An 18,398-nucleotide genomic window follows, 5' to 3' on the forward strand; every position below is an offset into this window, starting at 1 on the left:
CGCCGACTGTGAGGGCGGTGACAGCCCAGCTCACGCGTGTCGCGGCAGCGTGCGGTCGGTCAATGTCAGGGTCGCCGCGCACAGGCCGATCGCCATGGTGGCCCATCCGACGATGTGGAACCCGGCGTCGGTGGCCCGACTGCCGAACGCCGCGGCGATCAGGCCCGCGGAGGTGATGGCGCCGATGTACGCGAAGGTCCGGTACAGGCCGGATGCGACGCCCACCTGGTCGGCCGGGGACTGCATGAAGAGGGCCGCCTGGTTGGCGAAGCTGTTCAGGCCGTTCGCCAGACCGACCAGCAGCGACATGGCGAGGATCGCCCAGACCGGGGCGTCGTGGCGCAGCGCGAGCATCACGGCTCCGGCCGCGCAGAACGCCATGCCGGTCGCGATCAGCGGGCTGCGGACGGTGCTGCGCCGGGAACAGACGGCGGCGACGACGATACTCGTCGCCGACATCGGAGCGAGGAGCATGCCGACCTGCGTCGGCCGGTAGCCGGCCGCGTCCTCCATCCATTGGCTGACGCCGTACATGGTCGTGTACATGCCGAGCGAGGCGAGCGTCTGCCGCAGATAGGTGCGGATCAGCGGGCGGTTCGACACCAGCATCCGGACGTCGATCAACGGAGTCGAGAACCGGCGTTCCCATCCGATGAGGACGGCGGTCGCCGCCACGGCCACCGCCGCGAGCCACCACGTCGACGCGCTGGGCGAGTCGATGAATTGGAGTGCGCTGACGATCGCCACGGCGAACGCCACGATGCCCAGAGGGTCGACGGCGGTCAGAGTCCGACGCAGGTCGGTCGGCCAGGCCACGGTGTCCTTCGGCACACCGGTGAGCACCAGGAGCAGAGCGGCGAGGGCGGCGGGAACATTGATGAAGAACACCGCTCGCCAGCCGAAGACGCCGGTGAGGACGCCGCCGATCGGCAGTCCGACCATCGCGATCACCTGTCCGGTGATCGAGAAGACGCCTAGGATCCGGCTGGGCACTCCGACGCCGGCGGCGTCCGACCGCTTGCGGATCAGCGACATCGCCATCGGATACGCGGCGGAGGTGCCGACGCCGAGCAGTGCGCGGGAGGCCACCAGCGCCCCGAACGACCAGCCCGCTGCGCCGATGACGCCGGCGGTCAGCACGAGCCCGATCCCCGCGATCATCACGCGCCGCTCGCCGAACAGCGGGCCCAGCTTGCCCATGGTGGGCTGGGCGACGGCGCTGCACAGATAGAGCACCGAGATCAGGATCGCGGTGTCGGCGGGGCCGCGGTGGAAGTCGACGCCGATGCCCACCATCGCGGTCGCGATCAGCGAGCTGTTGATCGGGTTGAGGACCGACGCCAGGATCAGCGGCGCGGTGAATCCGATGCCGAACGGATGGGCGTCGAGGCGGCGGTCGGTGTCTGTTCTCACGCCCGGGTCAGCGCAGCGATGACGTCCGCGGCCGATCCCGTCTCGGCGACCTTCGGCAGGACGGAGGCGGCGCTGTAGGCGTGCCGCGACCCTTCGCTGTCCGAGCAGGCGTCGAGGGCGACGGTGACGTTGTATCCGAGCTCGTAGGCCTGCCGCGCGGTCATCTCGACGCCGATCGACGTCGACACGCCGACCACCACCACCTGGGTGACGCCACGCTCGCGCAGCAGTCGGTGCAGGGGCGTCTCGGTGAAGGCGCCCGGCGACCGCTTCGTGACGCGCCACGCGTCCGGGGCGTCGGAGAAGGGTGCTACCGAGTCGCTCCAGCCGGAGGGGAACTCCATGGGCGGGCCGGAGAGGTCGGTGCGGCCGGGCGGCACGGCGTCGACGGTGACGATGACCACCGGCAGCCCTCGCGCGCTGAACGCGTCGGTCAGCGCCGCGGAACGCTCGACCACGTCCGCGAAGCTGTGCGGTGCGAGGTCGCGGCCCGACAGCCCCTTCTGGAGGTCGATGACGATCAGTGCGGCGTCGCGGTCGACTGCGGTGACAGGCATGGTGATCCTTTCGTGGGGCGGAGGTGCTTCAGGGCTGGTCCGCGATGCGGCCGAGCAACTCGATCGCATCGGCCAGGCGGGCCACCTCGTCCGGAGTGAGGGCCGCGTCGACGGCGTGCGCGAGCCAGTCCGCTCGCTGGAGCCGTCCGGTGGTCAGTTCCGTGCGGGCGTTCTCGGAGAGGGCGAGCAAGGTGCGGCGGCGATCGGTCGGATCGGGGGAGCCGACCACCAGGCCGGCGTCGGTGAGGGCGGCGACGATCGCGGCCATCGACTGCTGACGCACACCGTGCGCACGGGCGAGATCGGCTGTGGAACAGGCGCCGTGGCGATCGAGGTAGCCGATCACGGCCGACTGCGAACGGGTGAGGTCCAGGACCGACGAATTGGCCCTCAGTTTCCGGTTCAGCTCGGCGATCGTTGCGCGCAGACGGTTTCCGACTTCGGCGGACGAGTGCTGGACCATGAGTGCAACTCTAGCAATTAGACAGCTAACTGCACAGTCAACTGTTCTTATCTGAGGGGTGACCCGATGAGTTGACGGTGATAAGTTCTGCACTGTGAGTCGCGCAACAGCAGTCGAACTGCCCATGTCATTCAAGATCCAGCGGACCGCGCTCAAGGCGTCGGCCAAACTGCCCGCACCCGTGCGGAAGGCGATGAGCCGCCTGACGACGGTGAACGGCGACGGTGATCGTCTCGACCCGATGCTCGCACTGGTCGTGACCGCGGCGGCCTACATTCCATCGTTGGCGCTGGTCGGCGATCTGGTCTCCCGATCACGGCAGTCGATGGACTATCACAGCGCGATGATGGCGGAGGCCTTCGAGCCGTTCGCCGTCGAAGAGGATCTGGTGATCGACACCGACGCCGGAGGCGTGCCCGTCACGCGATACAGCCTCGAGGGCAAGGGCCGAGGACTGATCGTCTTCTATCACGGCGGCGGGTTCGTCCTGGGCAGCCGGGCCAGCCACGACTCGGTGGTCCGGGCGCTCGCGATCGCCTCGGGCGCCGACGTGCTGTCGGTGGATTACCGGTTGGCCCCCGAGCACCTCTTCCCGGCGGCGGTCGACGACTCCGTGGCGGCTTGGCGCTACGCCGTCGAGAAGGCGCCGGACTGGGGCGTCGATCCGCGTCAGATCGCGGTGGCCGGTGATTCCGCGGGAGGCAATCTCGCTGCGGTCGTCGCACAGCAGGTGCGTGGCGAGGAGATCACCCCGTGTCTGCAATTGCTGATCTATCCGGTGGTCGACATGTCGCGGAAGCGGCCGTCGGTCCATGAGTTCTCCACCGGCTACTACCTCACCGAGGAACAGATCGACTACTTCTGCGACACCTACCTGGCTTCGCGCGACCAACTGTCCGATCCTCGGGTCTCGCCATTGCTTGCCGAAGATCTCTCCGGGTTGTCGCCCGCCCACGTGGTGGTCGCCGGGTTCGACCCGCTGCGGGACGAAGGCCTCGAGTACGCGGCTGCGCTCGAACAGGCCGGCGTCCCGGTGACCGTGGAGCGCGCCGGGACGATGATCCACGGATTCGCGAATATGGCGCTGCTGAGCCCGGACGCGCAGGCCACCGTCCGGCGGATGGGTGAGGCTGTGGCGAAGGCGGTCGCCTCGGCCGGATAGAGGGTCCGCCTGGCGCTCCCGCCGGGCGGACGTCCTCGCCCCGCCTGGGCCGCTACACCGCGATCCGCACGGGCTTCGGCATCAGTTGGGCGGCCGCTGCACCGACCGCGACCAGTCCGATCATCACCAGGAACGAGACCCGGTAGCCGGTGGCGAGGCCGTATGCGCTCGACACCGACGAGTACACCGTGCCGATCACCGCCGCACCCGTCGCCACCGACAGTGCCTGCACGGTGTTGAACACGCCGGACGCCGCGCCGGCGAGCCCGACCGGCACGTCGTTCAGAACCAGCAGGCCGGCGGCCCCGACGATGAGTCCGAAACCAGCGCCTGCGACGATGAGTGCGACGGTGAACCACAGGGCCGGATGGGCCGAGCGGTCGGCGACGATCATGGACGTCATCCCGACGATGAACACCCACGCTCCGCCCTGCAGGACGTGCTTGCCGAATCGGGCGGCCAGGACAGTCGCGGACAGACCGGCGAAGACGGGTACGGCGATCGAGAACGGCACCCACATCAGGCCGGTGTGCAGGACCGACCAGCCGTGCGCGGCCTGGACGTGCAGGGACTGGACGAGGAAGTACCCGCCGGTCGGGATGCTCAGTGCGGTGAACGCGGTCAGCCCCGCGGTGAACGAACGAGACCGGAACACCGCGGGCGGAACCAGCGGTGTTCCGCCTGCGCGAGCAGTGATGACCTGCCGCCGAGCGAAGAGTGCAAGGCCGGCGACGCCCGCCGCCATCATGACGAATCCCCAAGCGGGCCAATCATTCTCCGGTCCCAGTGTGACCGGCGCCATCAACGCTGCCAGCGAACCGCCGAGCAGCGCCGCGGAGATCGGCGTGATGGGCGCGGGACGGGAAGCGTAAGTCTCCGGGATGAAGACGCGCGCCGCGACCAGGGCGAGCAGCCCCACCGGGACGTTGATGAGGAACACCGGCCGCCACGAGAGTCCGAACCAGTCGCCCGAGGTGATGACGGCGCCCAGCACCGGACCGGCCACGGCGGCGATCCCGATGACGGAGGTGAACAGTCCCATCGCGCGGCCGCGTTCGGCGGGTGGATAGAGCACCTGGATGTTGGTCAGCACCTGCGGGATCATCAGTGCCGCCGCGGCACCCTGCAGGATCCGGAACACGACGAGTTGCGTCGGCGTGTCGGCGAGACCGCAGGCCAGTGAGGTGACGCCGAAGGCGACGAGACCGATGAGGAACAGTCGGCGTCGACCGAACCGATCTCCCAGACGGGCACCGAGCACGAGCCCGGTCGCGTAGGCGAGCGGATAGCCCGCGACGATCCACGACATCGCGGTCGGCGACGCGCCGAGATCGGCACTCATCGTCCGCAGTGCGACGTTGACGACCGTGGCGTCCATCAACTCCATGAACGACGCCGCCAACAGGCAGACCAAGGCGACGGTCCGGGCGCGCCCGACGATCGGCGGACTGTCCAAACTCCTCGTGGACGCGGTTGCCAGGGGAGGGGGCTCGGCTGTGACGGTCATCGGGAACTCCTGTGGTGATGGGGGTCTGTTGCACCGATGACGCTACGAACCATTGCGGACGATTCCCGTCCGGAAGAGCGGCGGATAATCCGGTCAGTTTCTGTCCGTTGTTTGGGGCATGATGCAGTCATGGCCGATACGACGACGCGGACGCTGAAGCTGCTGGCGCTGCTCCAAGCGCACCGCCTGTGGTCGGCGGTGGAGCTGGCCGACCGTCTGGAGACCACCGAGCGGACCGTGCGCCGCGACGTCGAACGGCTTCGGGATCTCGGCTATCCGGTGCAGTCGGTGCGGGGCAGCGGCGGCGGATACCAACTGGCTCCCGGCGGGTCGCTGCCGCCGCTGGTTGTGGACGAGGAGGAGGCCGTCGCGATCGTGAGTGCGCTGCGGACGGCCGCGCACGGTTCGGCCGCCGGTATGGCGGAGGCCTCGGTGCGGGCGCTGGCCAAGGTGATGCAGGTGCTGTCGCCTCGGCTGCGCCGGCGTGCGGATGCGCTGCGGGCCATGAGCGTGTTGCTCCCCGGCGAACAGCAGGCGCCGGCCGTGGACGCCGAGACCCTGACGACAGTGGCATTGGCGTGCCGGGACGCGACGGAGCTCACCTTCGATTACGCGCCCGCACCGCGGGCCGGACGTGCGTCCGGCACTCGCCGCACCGAGCCGCTGCGGTTGATTCCCGTCGGTCGCCGGTGGTACCTGCTCGCGTACGACCTCGATCGTCAGGACTGGCGCACGTTCCGGCTCGACCGGCTCAGCGCTGCTCAACCGCAGAAGCGGCGGTTCGCGCCGCGTGCGGTGCCGGGCGGCGACCCCGCGGCCTATGTGCGTGAGAGCCTGCGCGGAGGCCGGGACCAACTCCAGGTGCGCGCCGTGGTTCACGCCGAGCCGGAGGCGGTGCGCGGCCGCATCGGCCGGTGGTCGGAGGTCACCGAGCACCCCGACGGCTGCCTGGTCACCATGCAGACCGACGATCCGGGGTGGATCGCGCTGGCGCTCGGCGGACTGGACGCCGACTACGAGTTCGTCGAGGTTCCGGCCGACGTCGTGCGCGCGTTGCGTGGACGCAACGTGCGGGAGGCTCGGGCGCTGTACCTGTCGGAGCGATAGCTTCCGGTCAGCGAGCTGTGAGCCAATCCAGGTACGCGGCGCCTCGCGGTGAGATCTCGCAACCGACCTCGTGACTGATCGTCAGGCCGTACGGCCCACCGGCGAGCCACGGCGGCGGATTCGGTGTTCGCACTCGCACTGTTTTGACCAGTTCTGTCGTCTATTCGGACGACCCGCCGGTAAAGAGGACTTTTGTGCCTCTGGTCACATTTCGCGATTCCCGGCCACGGCTTTCCTGACATACCTGTCCTACGAACGTTGTCAATCATCCCAGTGAAGGATTCTTGAATGAGACTGTCCACCAGCCGAGTGCTCGCCGTGGCGAGCGGATCGGTACTTCTAGCCGGAGCGATGGTGGTCGTCGACGCGCCGGCCTCGGCGGCGACGACCGACACCACCTTCCAGTCGATCTGCGTGGCGAGTTCGATCGTGACGGTCAAGAAGCCTGTCGGCAACACGATCACCGTCGACGCTCCGGAGTCGGTGTCCGAGGGCGAGAAGTTCACGATCCGGATTCAGCCGAACCCGTCCTCGTTCCCCGACAAGGATTCCGGTGCCACCACCACCAACCTGTCGCGTTTGAAGTACGACTTCGCCGTCCCGGCGAACTCCACCTTCGTCAGCGCCGATGTGGTGGCGGGATCGTCCGTCGGCCTCAGTGGCGTGGCGCCGAATGTTCTGCTGGTCGACAACAGCGGGAATGTGAGCCCGACGGGCTCGGTCATCAGGCTGTCGGGCAACAACCAGGTCATCGCGAACAGCCCTACGTCGAGCACGAACAGCGAGGGCGGCATCGTCATCCCGAAGACGAAGAAGAACCTCGACGGCACCACCAATTCGAGCGGTGAGACGTGGTTCCGCATGCCGGCGATCGACGTGACGCTGAAGGCGGGCACCGCCGGCGTCATCGAGCCCACCGTGCGGATCGCGGGTAACGCCGCGAACCAGAACGCGAACGAGAACTTCAGTACACAGTTGGCGAAGGCCAGTCTGTTCGGTACTCAGTGGGCCCCGACCCGTTGCTCGCCGCGCGACAGCGACGGTGGCCCGACCAATGCCGGCGCCGGTCCGCTCGCCACCATTCGCGTGGATGCCGCGCCGGTGGATGAGGACACGGTGACCACCTTGTCGGTGCCGGGCGCCGCGACGACCGGTGACGAGGTGACGTTGTCGGCGTCGGTGTCGCCGAATCCGGGTGGGGGCACTGTGCAGTTCAAGGCTGATGGAGCGAATCTGGGTGCTCCGGTGGCTGTCTCCGGCGGTGCGGCTGTGCTGAAGCATTCGTTCGCCTCGGCCGGGGACAAGGAGGTCACCGCGGTGTTCTCGGGTGCGGCCGGGTTCTCCGGCTCGACGTCGGCGGCCAAGACCATCAAGGTCTCCGACCCCGAGCCGAGCGAGACGGAGACCACGGTGAAGGTGATCGCTCCCGCGACCGCGAAGCCGGGTGCCGCAGTGGAGCTCAAGGCGGAGCTGACGCCGGCCGACCTGACCGGCGGGACAGTGCAGTTCAAGGTCAACGGCGACGACGTCGGCGGGCCCGTGACGGTCTCCGGCGGCGCGGCGAAGCTGCAGCACGCGTTCGCGGCCGCCGGAGACTTCACCGTCACCGCGGTTTACAGCGGCACGGCGGGCCATTCCGGTGCTATCTCCGGTCCGGTCATCGTCTCGGTGAATGATGACGCCGATCCTCCGACTCCCGGAACTCCCGACGGCGACGGAAGCCTCGGCAGCAGCAGCGGCAGTCTGGGCGGCGGTGTCGTCTCCGACCTCGTCCGAGGACTCTTCTGACAGCCGGGCACCGGGCGTGAACGCACCGAACCCCGCGAGCTTCGGTTCGCGGGGTCCGGTGCGTTCGGGGTTCAGTGCTCGGTTCGGCTGCGACGCGGGCGCGTCAGGGAGCCCACGTGCGGGCGCCCTCGGCGGCGGTCTCGGCCGGCGTCTCGGTGCGGAAGGCCCGGTTCACCGCGGAGACGACGGCGCGCAGGCTCGCGGTCGTGATCGACGAGGCGATGCCGACGCCCCATACCGTCTCGCCGTTGATCTCCGCCTCGACGTAGCTCGCGGCCTCGGCATCGCCGCCGGCCGTCATCGCGTGCTCCGAGTAGTCGAGGACCCGGACGTCGTACCCGATGGTCGACAGTGCGTCGACGAAAGCGGCCAGCGGACCGTTGCCCGATCCGGAGATCTCCTTCTCGGTGCCGTCGACGAGAACCGTCGCGGTCACCGAGTCCTCGCCGTCGTCGGTCTCGGCAGCCGAAACCTGCTGCCGCACCCGCTCGAGTGGCTTCACGGGCTCCAGGTACTCGCGGGAGAACACGTCCCACATCGCCTTCGGGTTCACCTCGCCGCCCTCGCCGTCGGTGATCTTCTGGATCTCGCGGCTGAACTCGATCTGCAGTCGACGCGGCAGATCCAGTCCGTGGTCGGCCTTCATGATGTACGTGACGCCGCCCTTGCCGGACTGGCTGTTCACCCGGATCACGGCCTCGTAGTTGCGGCCCACGTCCTTCGGGTCGATGGGCAGGTAAGGGACCTGCCACAAGATGTCGTCGACGTCCTTGTCGGCTTCGTCGGCGTCGACCTTCATCTGGTCGAGGCCCTTGTTGATGGCGTCCTGATGGCTGCCGGAGAACGCGGTGTAGACCAGGTCGCCGCCGTACGGGTGCCGCTCGGGAACGTTCAGCTGGTTGCAGTACTCGACGGTCCGGCGGATCTCGTCGATGTCCGAGAAGTTGATCTGCGGGTCGACACCGCGGCTGAACAGGTTCATGCCGAGAGTCACCAGGCAGACGTTGCCGGTGCGCTCGCCGTTGCCGAACAGGCAGCCCTCGATCCGGTCCGCGCCCGCCATGTAACCCAGTTCGGCGGCCGCGACGCCCTCGCCGCGGTCGTTGTGCGGGTGCAGGCTCAAGATGATCGAGTCACGGCGCGCCAGATTCCGGTGCATCCATTCGATGGAGTCCGCGTACACGTTGGGCGTCGTCATCTCGACGGTCGCGGGCAGGTTGATGATCAACGGCTTGTCGGGGGTCGGGGCGATCACCTCGGAGACGGCGTCGCAGACCTCCTTGGCGTAGCTCAACTCGGTGCCCGTGTAGCTCTCGGGGGAGTACTCGTAACGCCAGTTGGTGTCGGGGTACTTCTGCTCCTCGGCCAGGCACAGCTCGGCCGCGTCGGTGGCGATCTTGGTGATCGCGGCCTTGTCAGCGCGGAATACGACGCGGCGCTGCAGGACCGACGTGGAGTTGTAGAAGTGGACGATCACGTTCTGCGCGCCGGCGCAGGCCTCGTAGGTGCGGGCGATCAGTTCCGGGCGGGCCTGGGTCAGCACCTGGATGGTCACGTCGTCGGGGATGGCGCCCTCGTCGATGATCTCGCGGACGAAGTCGAAGTCGGTCTGGCTCGCGGAGGGGAAGCCCACCTCGATCTCCTTGTAGCCCATGCGGACCAACAGATCGAACATGCGTCGTTTGCGGGCCGGGCTCATCGGATCGATCAGAGCCTGGTTGCCGTCGCGCAGATCGACGGCGCACCACATCGGTGCCCGGTCGATCACCTTGTCGGGCCAAGTGCGGTCGGGCAGCGCGATCTTCTCGACCTCATCGGCGAAGCTGCGGTAGCGGTGGACGGGCATCGCCGAATTGCGTTGCGGGTTCCAGCTGGGCTGGCCGTCCGGGATGGGTCCGTTGGGCTCGACGATGCGGCTCGGACCGGAGGTGAAAGCGTCTGCTGGTGCCATGAGGGGTCAATCTCCTGATCAAAAGAAGGGGTTTTGACCGGCGCGTGAAGAGGCCCCGCGACGGAGGGCCGGTCGGATCAGACCCCGCCGCGGCAACCGAGGAGGAGTGCACGCTGCATGACATCAACGATAGCACTTGAGTCCGGCGATGCCGGGGCCGGTTGCCATCACAAAAAGTTAGGTTAGGATCACCTTGTTTACAAATTCTTTAGAGAAATGGAGACGAGATGGGCAGCAGCGGAAGCGTGCAGTGGCATGAGGTGCCGATCATCGGCGACCTCGGGGTCGCCTTCGCACAGTCCGATTTCTACAACAGCGTCTGGCTGCCGGTGTGGGACGGATTCGCCATGGGTGTGAATGCGATTCTCGGGCAAGAGATTCTCTGGCACCGCTGATCCGTGAACGGATGCGCCGAGTAGGCGCACTCCTGCGGCAGGGCGCGGGTCTCGACTGTGGACGTCGGGGCCCGCGTCTTCGTCGTCACACCTCGACGGCTGCTTCGGCGCGGTGCTCGCTGCGGCGCATCGCGAGGACGGTGACGATGCTCAACACCGCGAGCAGCAGACCGCTCACCAGTGTGGTCGCGTGCAGTCCGTCGACGAAGGCCTCTCGCGCGGCCGTTGCCAGGGCGTCTCCGCCGGTGCTCATGGCGTCGGCGCGGACGAGGGTCTCACCGAGCGATCCCGTCACCCCGCTGTCGCCGCCGCGGGACAGGAAGACCGCGGTGGCCAGCGAGCCGAAGAGAGCCAGGCCGAGGGCGGTTCCCAGTTCGAAACAGGTCTCCGAGATGCCCGACGCGGCACCGGACTGCTCCGGCGGCACGGCGCCGACCACCACATCGGTCACCAGCGAGAACTGCACACCGTATCCGATTCCGGCGAGAGCGCTCAGGGCCATGTACACCCACAGCGACGACGTGGTGCCCAGTGCGATGAATCCGAGATTCGCCGTCGCGGCGACCACCAGCGAGCCGGCCAGGGCGTACCGCTTTCCGACCAGTCGGGCGATGCGATCGGCGACGACGGAGAAGACGGCGATCGTCACCGCCATCGGGAGTCCGGCGAGCGCCGCGGCCAGAACGTCGTGGCCCAGCACCGACTGGAGATAGACGTTCGAGAGATAGGCGATGCCGCCCTCGGCCATCATTCCCACCAGCGCGATGGCGAGGCACACGCTCACCGTGGGGTTGCGGAACAGGTTCAAGTCCAGCAGGGGATCGCGCGTGCGCGCCTCGTGGCGGAGGAATACTGCGAACATCGCGATGCCGACCAGACCCGCCGTCGCCGCAAGCGGTGAGACCCCCTCGGTCGCGAGCGCCTTGACCGCGTAGACGGCGGGGAGGATGCCGAGCAGTGACAGCGCGACACCGACGACGTCGAACCGACCGGTGCGGGCCGATCGGTACTCGGGGAGGACGAACGGCCCCGCCGCGAAGAGCACCGCGAGCACCGGCACGTTGATCAGGAACACCACTCCCCACCAATAGTGGTGCAGCAGAAGGCCTCCGAGAACCGGGCCGATGGCGGCACCGCCGGCGAACGCCGAGGTCCACACCCCGATGGCGCGAGCGCGTTCGTGACTGCGCTTGAACATGTTGGCGATCAGCGCGAGGCTCGCGGGCATCAGCGTCGCACCTCCCACGCCCATCAACGCGCGGGCCGCGATCAAAGCCCCGGCACCGGGCGAGAACGCGGCGAGCACCGACGCGCCGCCGAATACACCCGCGCCGCACAGCAGAATCCGCCGTCGCCCGATCCGATCGCCGAGGTTGCCCATCGTGATGAGCAGCCCGGCGATCAGGAACCCGTAGATGTCGAGGATCCACAACTGCTGTGTGGCCGACGGGTCGAGCGCCGCGGTGATCGTCGGCATCGCCAGGTACAGCACTGAGAAGTCCATCGAGACCAGCAGCACCGGAAGCATCAGAACCGCCAGCCCGAACCATGTCTTCCGATCGGCCGCGGGTGCGGTGCCGGTGGGCGGCGGGACCGAGGGCATGCGTGCGGGCTCCAGATCTGTGAGGGGTGGATCGCGGGCGCGGCCGGCGATGCAAGCGCGACCGCGGCCCGTTCAGGCTACGCCGGATATGCGGTGGTCAGCGACCTCGTTTCCGGCCGATCGACATCAGAAGCACACCGGTGATTCGATCGCGGACCGCGACGGTCCCGGGTGGAGTACAACGGGCTGTGGAGGCCGCCCACGGCGGCCGGCAAGGAGAGGCGTGGCCACGATCGGCAGGCTGGCCGCCGCGACGATCCTCGTCGCGGCGACCGCACTCGTGGCCGGTTGCAGCACCGCCGGTCCCGGCCCGGTGCCCATGCGATCGGTCCTCGGTCGGGCAGAGCGCGTGCTGAACGTCCTGGCATGGCCGGGCTACGCCGAGGACGGGAGCAACAACCGGTCCGTGAACTGGGTGCAGCCGTTCCGGGACCTGACCGGCTGCCAGGTGGAGGTCAAGACCTTCGGCACCTCCGACGAAGCGGTGTCCTTGATGCGGACCGGTCAGTTCGACGTGGTCTCGGCATCGGGCGACGCGTCGCTGCGGTTGATCGACGCCGGTGACGTACAGCCGATCAACACCGCGCTGGTCCCCTCGTACTCCGACATCTATCCCTTCTTGAAGGGCAAGCCGTGGAATGCGAAGAACGGGATCACCTACGGCGTGCCGCACGGCTGGGGTGCCAATCTCCTGATGTATCGCACCGACGTCGTGCGACCCGCGCCCACGTCCTGGCGGGCCGTGTTCGAGGACGCGCCGCGCTATGCGGGCCGGGTGACCGCTTACGATTCGCCGATCTACATCGCCGACGCCGCGCTGTATCTGATGCGGCACCGGCCCGATCTCGGCATCACGAATCCCTACGCGCTCGACCGGAGGCAGTTCGACGCGGCCGTCGCGCTGCTCGAGGAGCAGCGCAGAGCGGTCGGCGAGTACTGGAACGACATCGTCCGCGAGGTGCAGGCGTTCAGCGCGGGCTGGAGCGTGCTCGGTTCCACGTGGCAGATGGCGGCCAACCTCGCCCGCGACGGCGGTGCTCCGGTGGCGACGGTGCTGCCCGATGAGGGATCGACGGGGTGGTCGGACTCGTGGATGATCAGTTCCCGGGCCGAGCATCCGAACTGCGCGTACCGCTGGGTCGACTACATCGTGAGCGCGCGGGTCAACGCGCGCGTCGCGGAGTACTTCGGCGAGTCACCCGCGAACGCGCAGGCGTGCGAGCTGATGCGGGACCGGACGCACTGCGCGGTGTACCACTCCGCGGACCCCGAGTACGCCTCGCACATCTGGTACTGGACCACGCCGATGCGCGACTGCGTCGACGGTCGCAAGAACGTCGAGTGCGTCGGCTACGACGGGTGGTCGAAGGCGTGGCTTCAGATCAAGGGATAGCCGCGCGCCGTCGTCAGATCGCGTACTGGAAGACGGTGAGCATGCGGGCACCGAACCAGCCGGAGAACAGGGCGGCGACTGCGAGGAAGGCGATGATCTCGGTCCGCGGCCGTCGCGCGATCCGCACGGCCACCGGGATCAGCAGGACGAACGCGGGCAGGAGCAGTCGCGCACGGCTCATCATCAGGCCGTCCGACAGCAGGATCGACGCCAGCACGGCCGCCGCGTAGACGAGCACCGGCCACGGCACGCGGTCGGCGACCGACCAACCGAACAACACGAGCACCGAGATGATCAACAGGGCCGTTGCGATCGCTGAGAAGTCCGATCCGCTGCCGAGCGTCTGGGTGAGGAATCGCCAGGTGGCCGCGCCGCCGTCGAATGTGGTGTTCCACCCCGTCGTCTGGATCTGAAACCAGCCCGTCGCCGAGCCGGTCTGCGCCCACACCACTGCCAGGTAGCCGAGGTAACCGAGCGGCGCGAGAATCACGGCGGCCCACGCACGAGGGCCGTCGCGCCGGGCCACGATCGCTGCGAGCATCACGGCGGCGATCACCGCGACGCCGGTCGGCCGGACGAGTCCGGCACCGAGGGCGCAGAGTCCGGCGAGCAGCCACTGCCGCTCCAGGACTCCGACGAGCGCCCAGCCCGCGAGTGCGCAGAACACCGCCTCGGTGTAGGCCATGTTCAGCACCACCGACATGGGCGTGGCGGCGAAGAGGCCCACCAGGACCAGTCCGGCCGTCGAGGCTTGGTCGGGCGTCGACCGAACCGAGGAACGGATCCGCCCGGAGCAGATCACTCCGATACGACCCACCGCCACCGCGGCGAGGCATCCCGCGACCACGTTGACGATCATGGCCGCGGCGAACGGCGACAGGCCGGGGACCAGGGCGACGGTCCGCACCGTCATCGGATAACCGGGGAAGAATGCGTACGCGGTGAACTCCGTGTGGACGCCGTTTCCGTCGGTGAACCACAGGGGGATTCCGCCGTAGCCGTGCTGGGCGATGCCGAGCATCCACTCGCCGTCCCACATGGACAGCAGCGCGGTGAGACCGGTGTGGTGGAGTCCGGCGAAGACCGTGAGGATCACGATGCCGACGACGCGAATCGTCAGGTACACCCCGACGCATCGAAGGGCGAACTCGTGGGTGATGCCGAAGCGTCGCATGGTGGACATCGGGCGCACGGTAGTCATCGGAGGTGATCCTACGGTGGCCTCCGCGAAATGTGCCGCGCCAGGTCCGGCGGGTAAGGTGAACCCCGCGCGATTCCCGCAGAAGCTGCAGAAGCTCATGTAGACGAGACAGCTGTACAGATAAGGAAGGTTGCACGACGTGGCACTGGTCGTCCAGAAGTATGGCGGATCCTCGGTGTCGGATGCCGAGCGCATTCGCCGGGTCGCCGAGCGCATCGTCGAGACCAAGCGCGCAGGGAACGACGTGGTCGTCGTCGCCTCTGCGATGGGTGACACCACCGACGAACTGCTCGATCTGGCAGAACAGGTGAACCCGAATCCCCCCGACCGTGAGATGGACATGCTGCTCACGTCCGGCGAGCGCATCTCCAATGCGCTGCTCGCCATGGCGATCGAGGGCCTCGGGGAGAACGCGCAGTCGTTCACCGGCTCGCAGGCCGGCGTGATCACCACGAGCAGCCACGGCAAGGCCAAGATCATCGACGTGACTCCGGGCCGGGTCCGCAGTGCGCTCGACGAGGGGAAGATCGTCCTCGTCGCCGGTTTCCAGGGCGTCTCGCAGGACACCAAGGATGTGACCACGCTGGGCCGCGGCGGATCGGACACCACCGCCGTCGCCCTCGCCGCCGCTCTCGAGGCCGACGTCTGCGAGATCTACACCGACGTCGACGGCATCTACACGGCCGACCCGCGCATCGTCAGCAATGCCAAGCACCTCGATCACATCTCTTTCGAGGAGATGCTCGAGATGGCCGCATGCGGCGCGAAGGTGCTGATGCTGCGTTGCGTGGAATACGCCCGCCGATACAACGTTCCAGTTCATGTGCGCTCGTCGTACTCGACTAAGCCCGGCACCGTTGTGTCCGGCTCGATGGAGGACATCCCCGTGGAAGAAGCAATCCTCACCGGCGTCGCCCACGACCGCAGCGAAGCTCAGGTCACCGTGGTCGGCATCGAAGACAAGCCCGGTTACGCGGCGAAGGTGTTCCGCGCCGTCGCCGACGCCGAGATCAACATCGACATGGTCCTGCAGGGCGTGTCGGCGGTGGAGACCGGGAAGACCGACATCACCTTCACGCTGCCGAAGGAGCTCGGCGAGGTCGCCGTGGCCGAACTGGGCAAGCTCAAGTCGGAGATCGGCTTCCGCGAGGTGGTGCTCGACGACAACATCGGCAAGGTGTCGCTGGTCGGTGCGGGAATGAAGAGTCATCCGGGGGTCACCGCGACCTTCTGCGAGTCGCTCAGCGACGCGGGCATCAACATCGAACTGATCTCCACCTCCGAGATCCGGATCTCGGTCCTCGTCCGTGAATCCGATCTGGATCCGGCGGTCCGCGTTCTGCACGAGGCCTTCGGTCTCGGCGCCGACGAGGACGCCGTGGTCTACGGCGGCACCGGACGATAGGAGGACGCTCAGATGGGTATTCGACTCGGAGTAGTCGGCGCCACCGGCCAGGTCGGCGGCGTCATGCGTCAGATCCTCGAAGACCGGAACTTCCCGGCCGACGAGGTGCGGTTCTTCGCGTCGCCGCGGTCGGCGGGCAAGAAGCTGCCGTGGCGCGGCGGTGAAGTGGTGGTCGAGGACGCGACGACCGCAGATCCGGCGGGGCTCGACATCGCTCTGTTCTCCGCGGGCGGAACCATGTCGAAGGTGCAGGCGCCGCGGTTCGCCGCCGCCGGAGTAACGGTGATCGACAACTCGTCGGCCTGGCGCAAGGATCCCGATGTGCCGCTGATCGTGTCGGAGGTGAACGGTGAGCTCGCGAAGAACCCGCCCAAGGGCATCATCGCGAACCCCAACTGCACCACGATGGCTGCGATGCCGGTGCTCAAGCCACTGCACGACGCCAAGGGGTTGCGCCGGCTGATCGTCTCCAGCTATCAGGCGGTCTCGGGCAGCGGGCTGTCGGGCGTGCAGGAACTCGCGGGGCAGGTGCGCGCCGGCGTCGACGGCGCCGAGCAGCTCGTCTACGACGGGCACGCCGTCGATCTCGGCGAGAAGATCAATTACGTCGCGCCGATCGCGTTCAACGTGGTGCCGCTCGCGGGCAACCTCGTCGACGACGGCAGCGGTGAGACCGACGAGGACCAGAAGCTGCGCAACGAGTCGCGACGCATCCTCGGCATCCCCGAGCTGTTGGTCAGCGGAACCTGCGTCCGCGTCCCGGTCTTCACCGGCCATTCGCTGTCGATCAACGCCGAGTTCGATGAAGCGGTGACCCCCGAGCAGGCACGCGAGATCCTCGACGGCGCGCCCGGGGTCCGGCTCGCGGACGTGCCCAACCCGCTCGACGCGGCCGGCGGCGACGTCTCTCTCGTCGGGCGTATCCGTCAGGATCCGGGCGCTCCGGAGGGGCGTGGCCTCGCGCTCTTCGTCTCCGGAGACAACCTGCGAAAGGGTGCCGCGCTCAACACGATCCAGATCGCCGAACTGCTGGTCTGACGACGCGCGCCTGGCGGCGGGCGGGTTCGCTCGTCGGCGGCGAACGTCGAAATCGGGACTTACCAAGCGGTAACTTATGGCGTAGATTACTCCCGTGAGAAAAATTCGGGGATTCGTCTCGTCCAGAAGTTCATCCGTTTCCAGCGTCGTCAGGCGCACCGGTTCGATCGCCGTCGTCGGTGCGGTCGCGGCCTCCGGGCTCGTCGCCGGCACCGGCGACGCGGGTGCCGTCGGCGACTTCTATCGCCCTCCCGCTCGGTTGTCGGAGGCCCCGGGATCGGTGGTTCGCACCCAGCCCACGCAGCTCCTGCTGCAGATCCCGGGCGTTCGCAACCAATGGCCGGGGACCGCGACCCGCATCATGTACACGACCACGCGGCAGGACGGGAAGCCGACGGCCGTCACCGGCGCAGTGGTCGAGCCGACCGCGCCGTGGCACGGCAGGGGGCCGCGGCCCACCGTCGTCTTGGCGCCCGGCACCGTCGGACAAGGCGACCAGTGCGCGGGGTCGAAGATGCTCTCGCTGCCGATGTCCATCGACCCGACCAAGCCGAGTCTCGGCGTCAACTACTCCGGGCTCGAGATGAACCTCTTCCTGCTCAACGGCGTGCGGGTGGTGCTCACCGACTACGTCGGCATGGGCACGCCCGGCATCCACACGTACGTGAACCGTCTCGAGTCCGGTCGGGCCGTGCTCGACGCCGCCCGCGCCGCACTCAAGGTGGCCAAGGCACCCAAGGACGCTCCTGTCGCCTTCTCCGGCTACTCCCAGGGCGGCGGTGCGACCGCGTCGGCAGCCGAGCTGGCGTCCACCTACGCCTCCGACCTCAACGTGAAGGCCACCTACGCCGGTGCGCCTCCCGCGGATCTGTCCAAGGTGATCGGCCAGATCGACGGCACCTTCATCTCGGGCGCGATCGGCTACGCCATCAACGGACTCGTGGCGCGGTATCCGGCGCTCGACCCGATCCTGAAGAAGGAGACCAGCGCGACCGGGCGCCGCGCCCTGAAAGACGTCGCGACGCAATGCATCGCCGACACCGGTCTCACGCACGGATTCCAGCGCACCGACCAGTGGACTCGCAACGGGAAGTCGCTGAGCGCGGTCATCAAGAAGTACCCCCGCGTCCAGAAGATGCTCGACGACCAGCGGATCGGCCGCCTCAAGCCGAACGCACCGGTGCTGATCTCCACCGGGGTCAGTGACGACGTCATCCCGCACGGACAGGTGGTGCAGCTGTACCGCGACTGGAAGGCCCAGGGGGCGGACGTGCGGCTCGACAACGATTTCACGCCGCCGATCTTCCCCGGGCTGGTCGTGAATCACGCACTGCCGATGCTGGCCAAGATGCTGCCGGCGACGAGTTACATCCTCAGTGAGTTGAACAGCTGACCAGTCGGTCGTGTGCAAGTGG

Annotated in this window: 15 protein-coding genes; 8 read left to right on the plus strand and 7 right to left on the minus strand. The window is 68.0% G+C overall.

The window, feature by feature from the left end; all coding sequences use genetic code 11:
- Positions 1-30: 30 nt before the first annotated feature.
- From ABFX36_RS03080 to ABFX36_RS03090, 3 genes are read right to left on the minus strand one after another with little or no spacing between them, the layout of a single operon-like run.
- Entirely contained in the window at positions 31-1,413 is a 1,383-nt protein-coding gene (locus tag ABFX36_RS03080) for an MFS transporter (RefSeq protein ID WP_045537268.1), read from the minus strand.
- Positions 1,410-1,970 (minus strand): isochorismatase family protein, encoded by a 561-nt coding sequence (locus ABFX36_RS03085; RefSeq protein ID WP_062366374.1) that lies wholly within the window; start codon positions 1,968-1,970, stop codon positions 1,410-1,412. Before ABFX36_RS03085 ends, ABFX36_RS03080 begins: the two co-directional genes overlap by 4 nt.
- Positions 1,971-1,998: 28 nt before the next feature.
- Positions 1,999-2,433: a MarR family winged helix-turn-helix transcriptional regulator gene (locus ABFX36_RS03090; RefSeq protein WP_062366376.1), complete on the minus strand. Its 435-nt coding sequence runs from the start codon at positions 2,431-2,433 to the stop codon at positions 1,999-2,001.
- Positions 2,434-2,557: 124 nt separating this feature from the next.
- Here ABFX36_RS03090 and ABFX36_RS03095 point away from each other — a divergent pair, with 124 nt between their 5' ends.
- Positions 2,558-3,595, plus strand: a complete 1,038-nt coding sequence (locus ABFX36_RS03095) for an alpha/beta hydrolase (protein WP_156479396.1) — start codon at positions 2,558-2,560, stop codon at positions 3,593-3,595.
- A gap of 52 nt (positions 3,596-3,647) precedes the next feature.
- Here ABFX36_RS03095 and ABFX36_RS03100 read toward each other — a convergent pair whose 3' ends face one another.
- A complete protein-coding gene (locus ABFX36_RS03100) occupies positions 3,648-5,102 on the minus strand; it encodes an MFS transporter (protein WP_346074846.1) in 1,455 nt (484 codons plus the stop codon).
- A 129-nt stretch (positions 5,103-5,231) separates the two neighbouring features.
- Between ABFX36_RS03100 and ABFX36_RS03105 the strand changes: the two genes are divergently transcribed.
- Positions 5,232-6,209, plus strand: a complete 978-nt coding sequence (locus tag ABFX36_RS03105) for a helix-turn-helix transcriptional regulator (protein WP_346074848.1) — start codon at positions 5,232-5,234, stop codon at positions 6,207-6,209.
- 288 nt (positions 6,210-6,497) lie between these two features.
- Positions 6,498-7,997 carry an Ig-like domain-containing protein gene (locus ABFX36_RS03110; RefSeq protein WP_346074850.1) on the plus strand — a complete coding sequence of 500 codons (1,500 nt, stop codon included), beginning with the start codon at positions 6,498-6,500 and terminating at the stop codon, positions 7,995-7,997.
- Positions 7,998-8,100: 103 nt separating this feature from the next.
- Here ABFX36_RS03110 and leuA read toward each other — a convergent pair whose 3' ends face one another.
- Positions 8,101-9,948, minus strand: a complete 1,848-nt coding sequence (gene leuA, locus ABFX36_RS03115; RefSeq protein ID WP_006897391.1) for a 2-isopropylmalate synthase — start codon at positions 9,946-9,948, stop codon at positions 8,101-8,103.
- 227 nt (positions 9,949-10,175) lie between these two features.
- Between leuA and ABFX36_RS03120 the strand changes: the two genes are divergently transcribed.
- Positions 10,176-10,343 carry a hypothetical protein gene (locus tag ABFX36_RS03120; RefSeq protein ID WP_278125345.1) on the plus strand — a complete coding sequence of 56 codons (168 nt, stop codon included), beginning with the start codon at positions 10,176-10,178 and terminating at the stop codon, positions 10,341-10,343.
- Positions 10,344-10,428: 85 nt separating this feature from the next.
- Here ABFX36_RS03120 and ABFX36_RS03125 read toward each other — a convergent pair whose 3' ends face one another.
- Positions 10,429-11,946, minus strand: a complete 1,518-nt coding sequence (locus ABFX36_RS03125) for an MFS transporter (RefSeq protein ID WP_278125343.1) — start codon at positions 11,944-11,946, stop codon at positions 10,429-10,431.
- Between the two features lie 223 nt (positions 11,947-12,169).
- Between ABFX36_RS03125 and ABFX36_RS03130 the strand changes: the two genes are divergently transcribed.
- Positions 12,170-13,339, plus strand: coding sequence for an ABC transporter substrate-binding protein (locus ABFX36_RS03130; protein ID WP_346074854.1), 1,170 nt, complete (start codon positions 12,170-12,172; stop codon positions 13,337-13,339).
- Positions 13,340-13,352: 13 nt separating this feature from the next.
- On the opposite strand, the gene ABFX36_RS03135 is transcribed toward ABFX36_RS03130, so the two are convergent.
- Positions 13,353-14,540 (minus strand): hypothetical protein, encoded by a 1,188-nt coding sequence (locus tag ABFX36_RS03135; protein ID WP_006897387.1) that lies wholly within the window; start codon positions 14,538-14,540, stop codon positions 13,353-13,355.
- 139 nt (positions 14,541-14,679) lie between these two features.
- On the opposite strand from ABFX36_RS03135, the gene ABFX36_RS03140 reads away from it, so the two are divergent.
- The 3 genes from ABFX36_RS03140 to ABFX36_RS03150 all read left to right on the plus strand — a co-directional run bounded on the left by ABFX36_RS03140 (position 14,680) and on the right by ABFX36_RS03150 (position 18,376).
- Positions 14,680-15,945, plus strand: a complete 1,266-nt coding sequence (locus ABFX36_RS03140; protein WP_039867782.1) for an aspartate kinase — start codon at positions 14,680-14,682, stop codon at positions 15,943-15,945.
- Between the two features lie 12 nt (positions 15,946-15,957).
- Entirely contained in the window at positions 15,958-16,983 is a 1,026-nt protein-coding gene (locus ABFX36_RS03145; RefSeq protein WP_006897385.1) for an aspartate-semialdehyde dehydrogenase, read from the plus strand.
- Positions 16,984-17,077: 94 nt separating this feature from the next.
- A complete protein-coding gene (locus ABFX36_RS03150; protein WP_346074858.1) occupies positions 17,078-18,376 on the plus strand; it encodes a lipase family protein in 1,299 nt (432 codons plus the stop codon).
- The last annotated feature ends 22 nt before the right edge of the window (positions 18,377-18,398 follow it).

This window comes from Gordonia cholesterolivorans (assembly GCF_039531975.1).
Lineage (GTDB): Bacteria > Actinomycetota > Actinomycetes > Mycobacteriales > Mycobacteriaceae > Gordonia > Gordonia sihwensis.

Excerpts from the sequence above, each read along its gene's own strand:
- ABFX36_RS03085 (WP_062366374.1), bottom strand. The coding sequence starts at position 1,970 with ATGCCTGTCACCGCAGTCGACCGCGACGCCGCACTGATCGTCATCGAC.
- ABFX36_RS03090 (WP_062366376.1), bottom strand. The coding sequence starts at position 2,433 with ATGGTCCAGCACTCGTCCGCCGAAGTCGGAAACCGTCTGCGCGCAACG.
- ABFX36_RS03095 (WP_156479396.1), top strand. The coding sequence starts at position 2,558 with ATGTCATTCAAGATCCAGCGGACCGCGCTCAAGGCGTCGGCCAAACTG.
- ABFX36_RS03100 (WP_346074846.1), bottom strand. The coding sequence starts at position 5,102 with ATGACCGTCACAGCCGAGCCCCCTCCCCTGGCAACCGCGTCCACGAGG.
- ABFX36_RS03105 (WP_346074848.1), top strand. The coding sequence starts at position 5,232 with ATGGCCGATACGACGACGCGGACGCTGAAGCTGCTGGCGCTGCTCCAA.
- ABFX36_RS03110 (WP_346074850.1), top strand. The coding sequence starts at position 6,498 with ATGAGACTGTCCACCAGCCGAGTGCTCGCCGTGGCGAGCGGATCGGTA.
- leuA (WP_006897391.1), bottom strand. The coding sequence starts at position 9,948 with ATGGCACCAGCAGACGCTTTCACCTCCGGTCCGAGCCGCATCGTCGAG.
- ABFX36_RS03120 (WP_278125345.1), top strand. The coding sequence starts at position 10,176 with ATGGGCAGCAGCGGAAGCGTGCAGTGGCATGAGGTGCCGATCATCGGC.
- ABFX36_RS03125 (WP_278125343.1), bottom strand. The coding sequence starts at position 11,946 with ATGCCCTCGGTCCCGCCGCCCACCGGCACCGCACCCGCGGCCGATCGG.
- ABFX36_RS03135 (WP_006897387.1), bottom strand. The coding sequence starts at position 14,540 with ATGACTACCGTGCGCCCGATGTCCACCATGCGACGCTTCGGCATCACC.
- ABFX36_RS03145 (WP_006897385.1), top strand. The coding sequence starts at position 15,958 with ATGGGTATTCGACTCGGAGTAGTCGGCGCCACCGGCCAGGTCGGCGGC.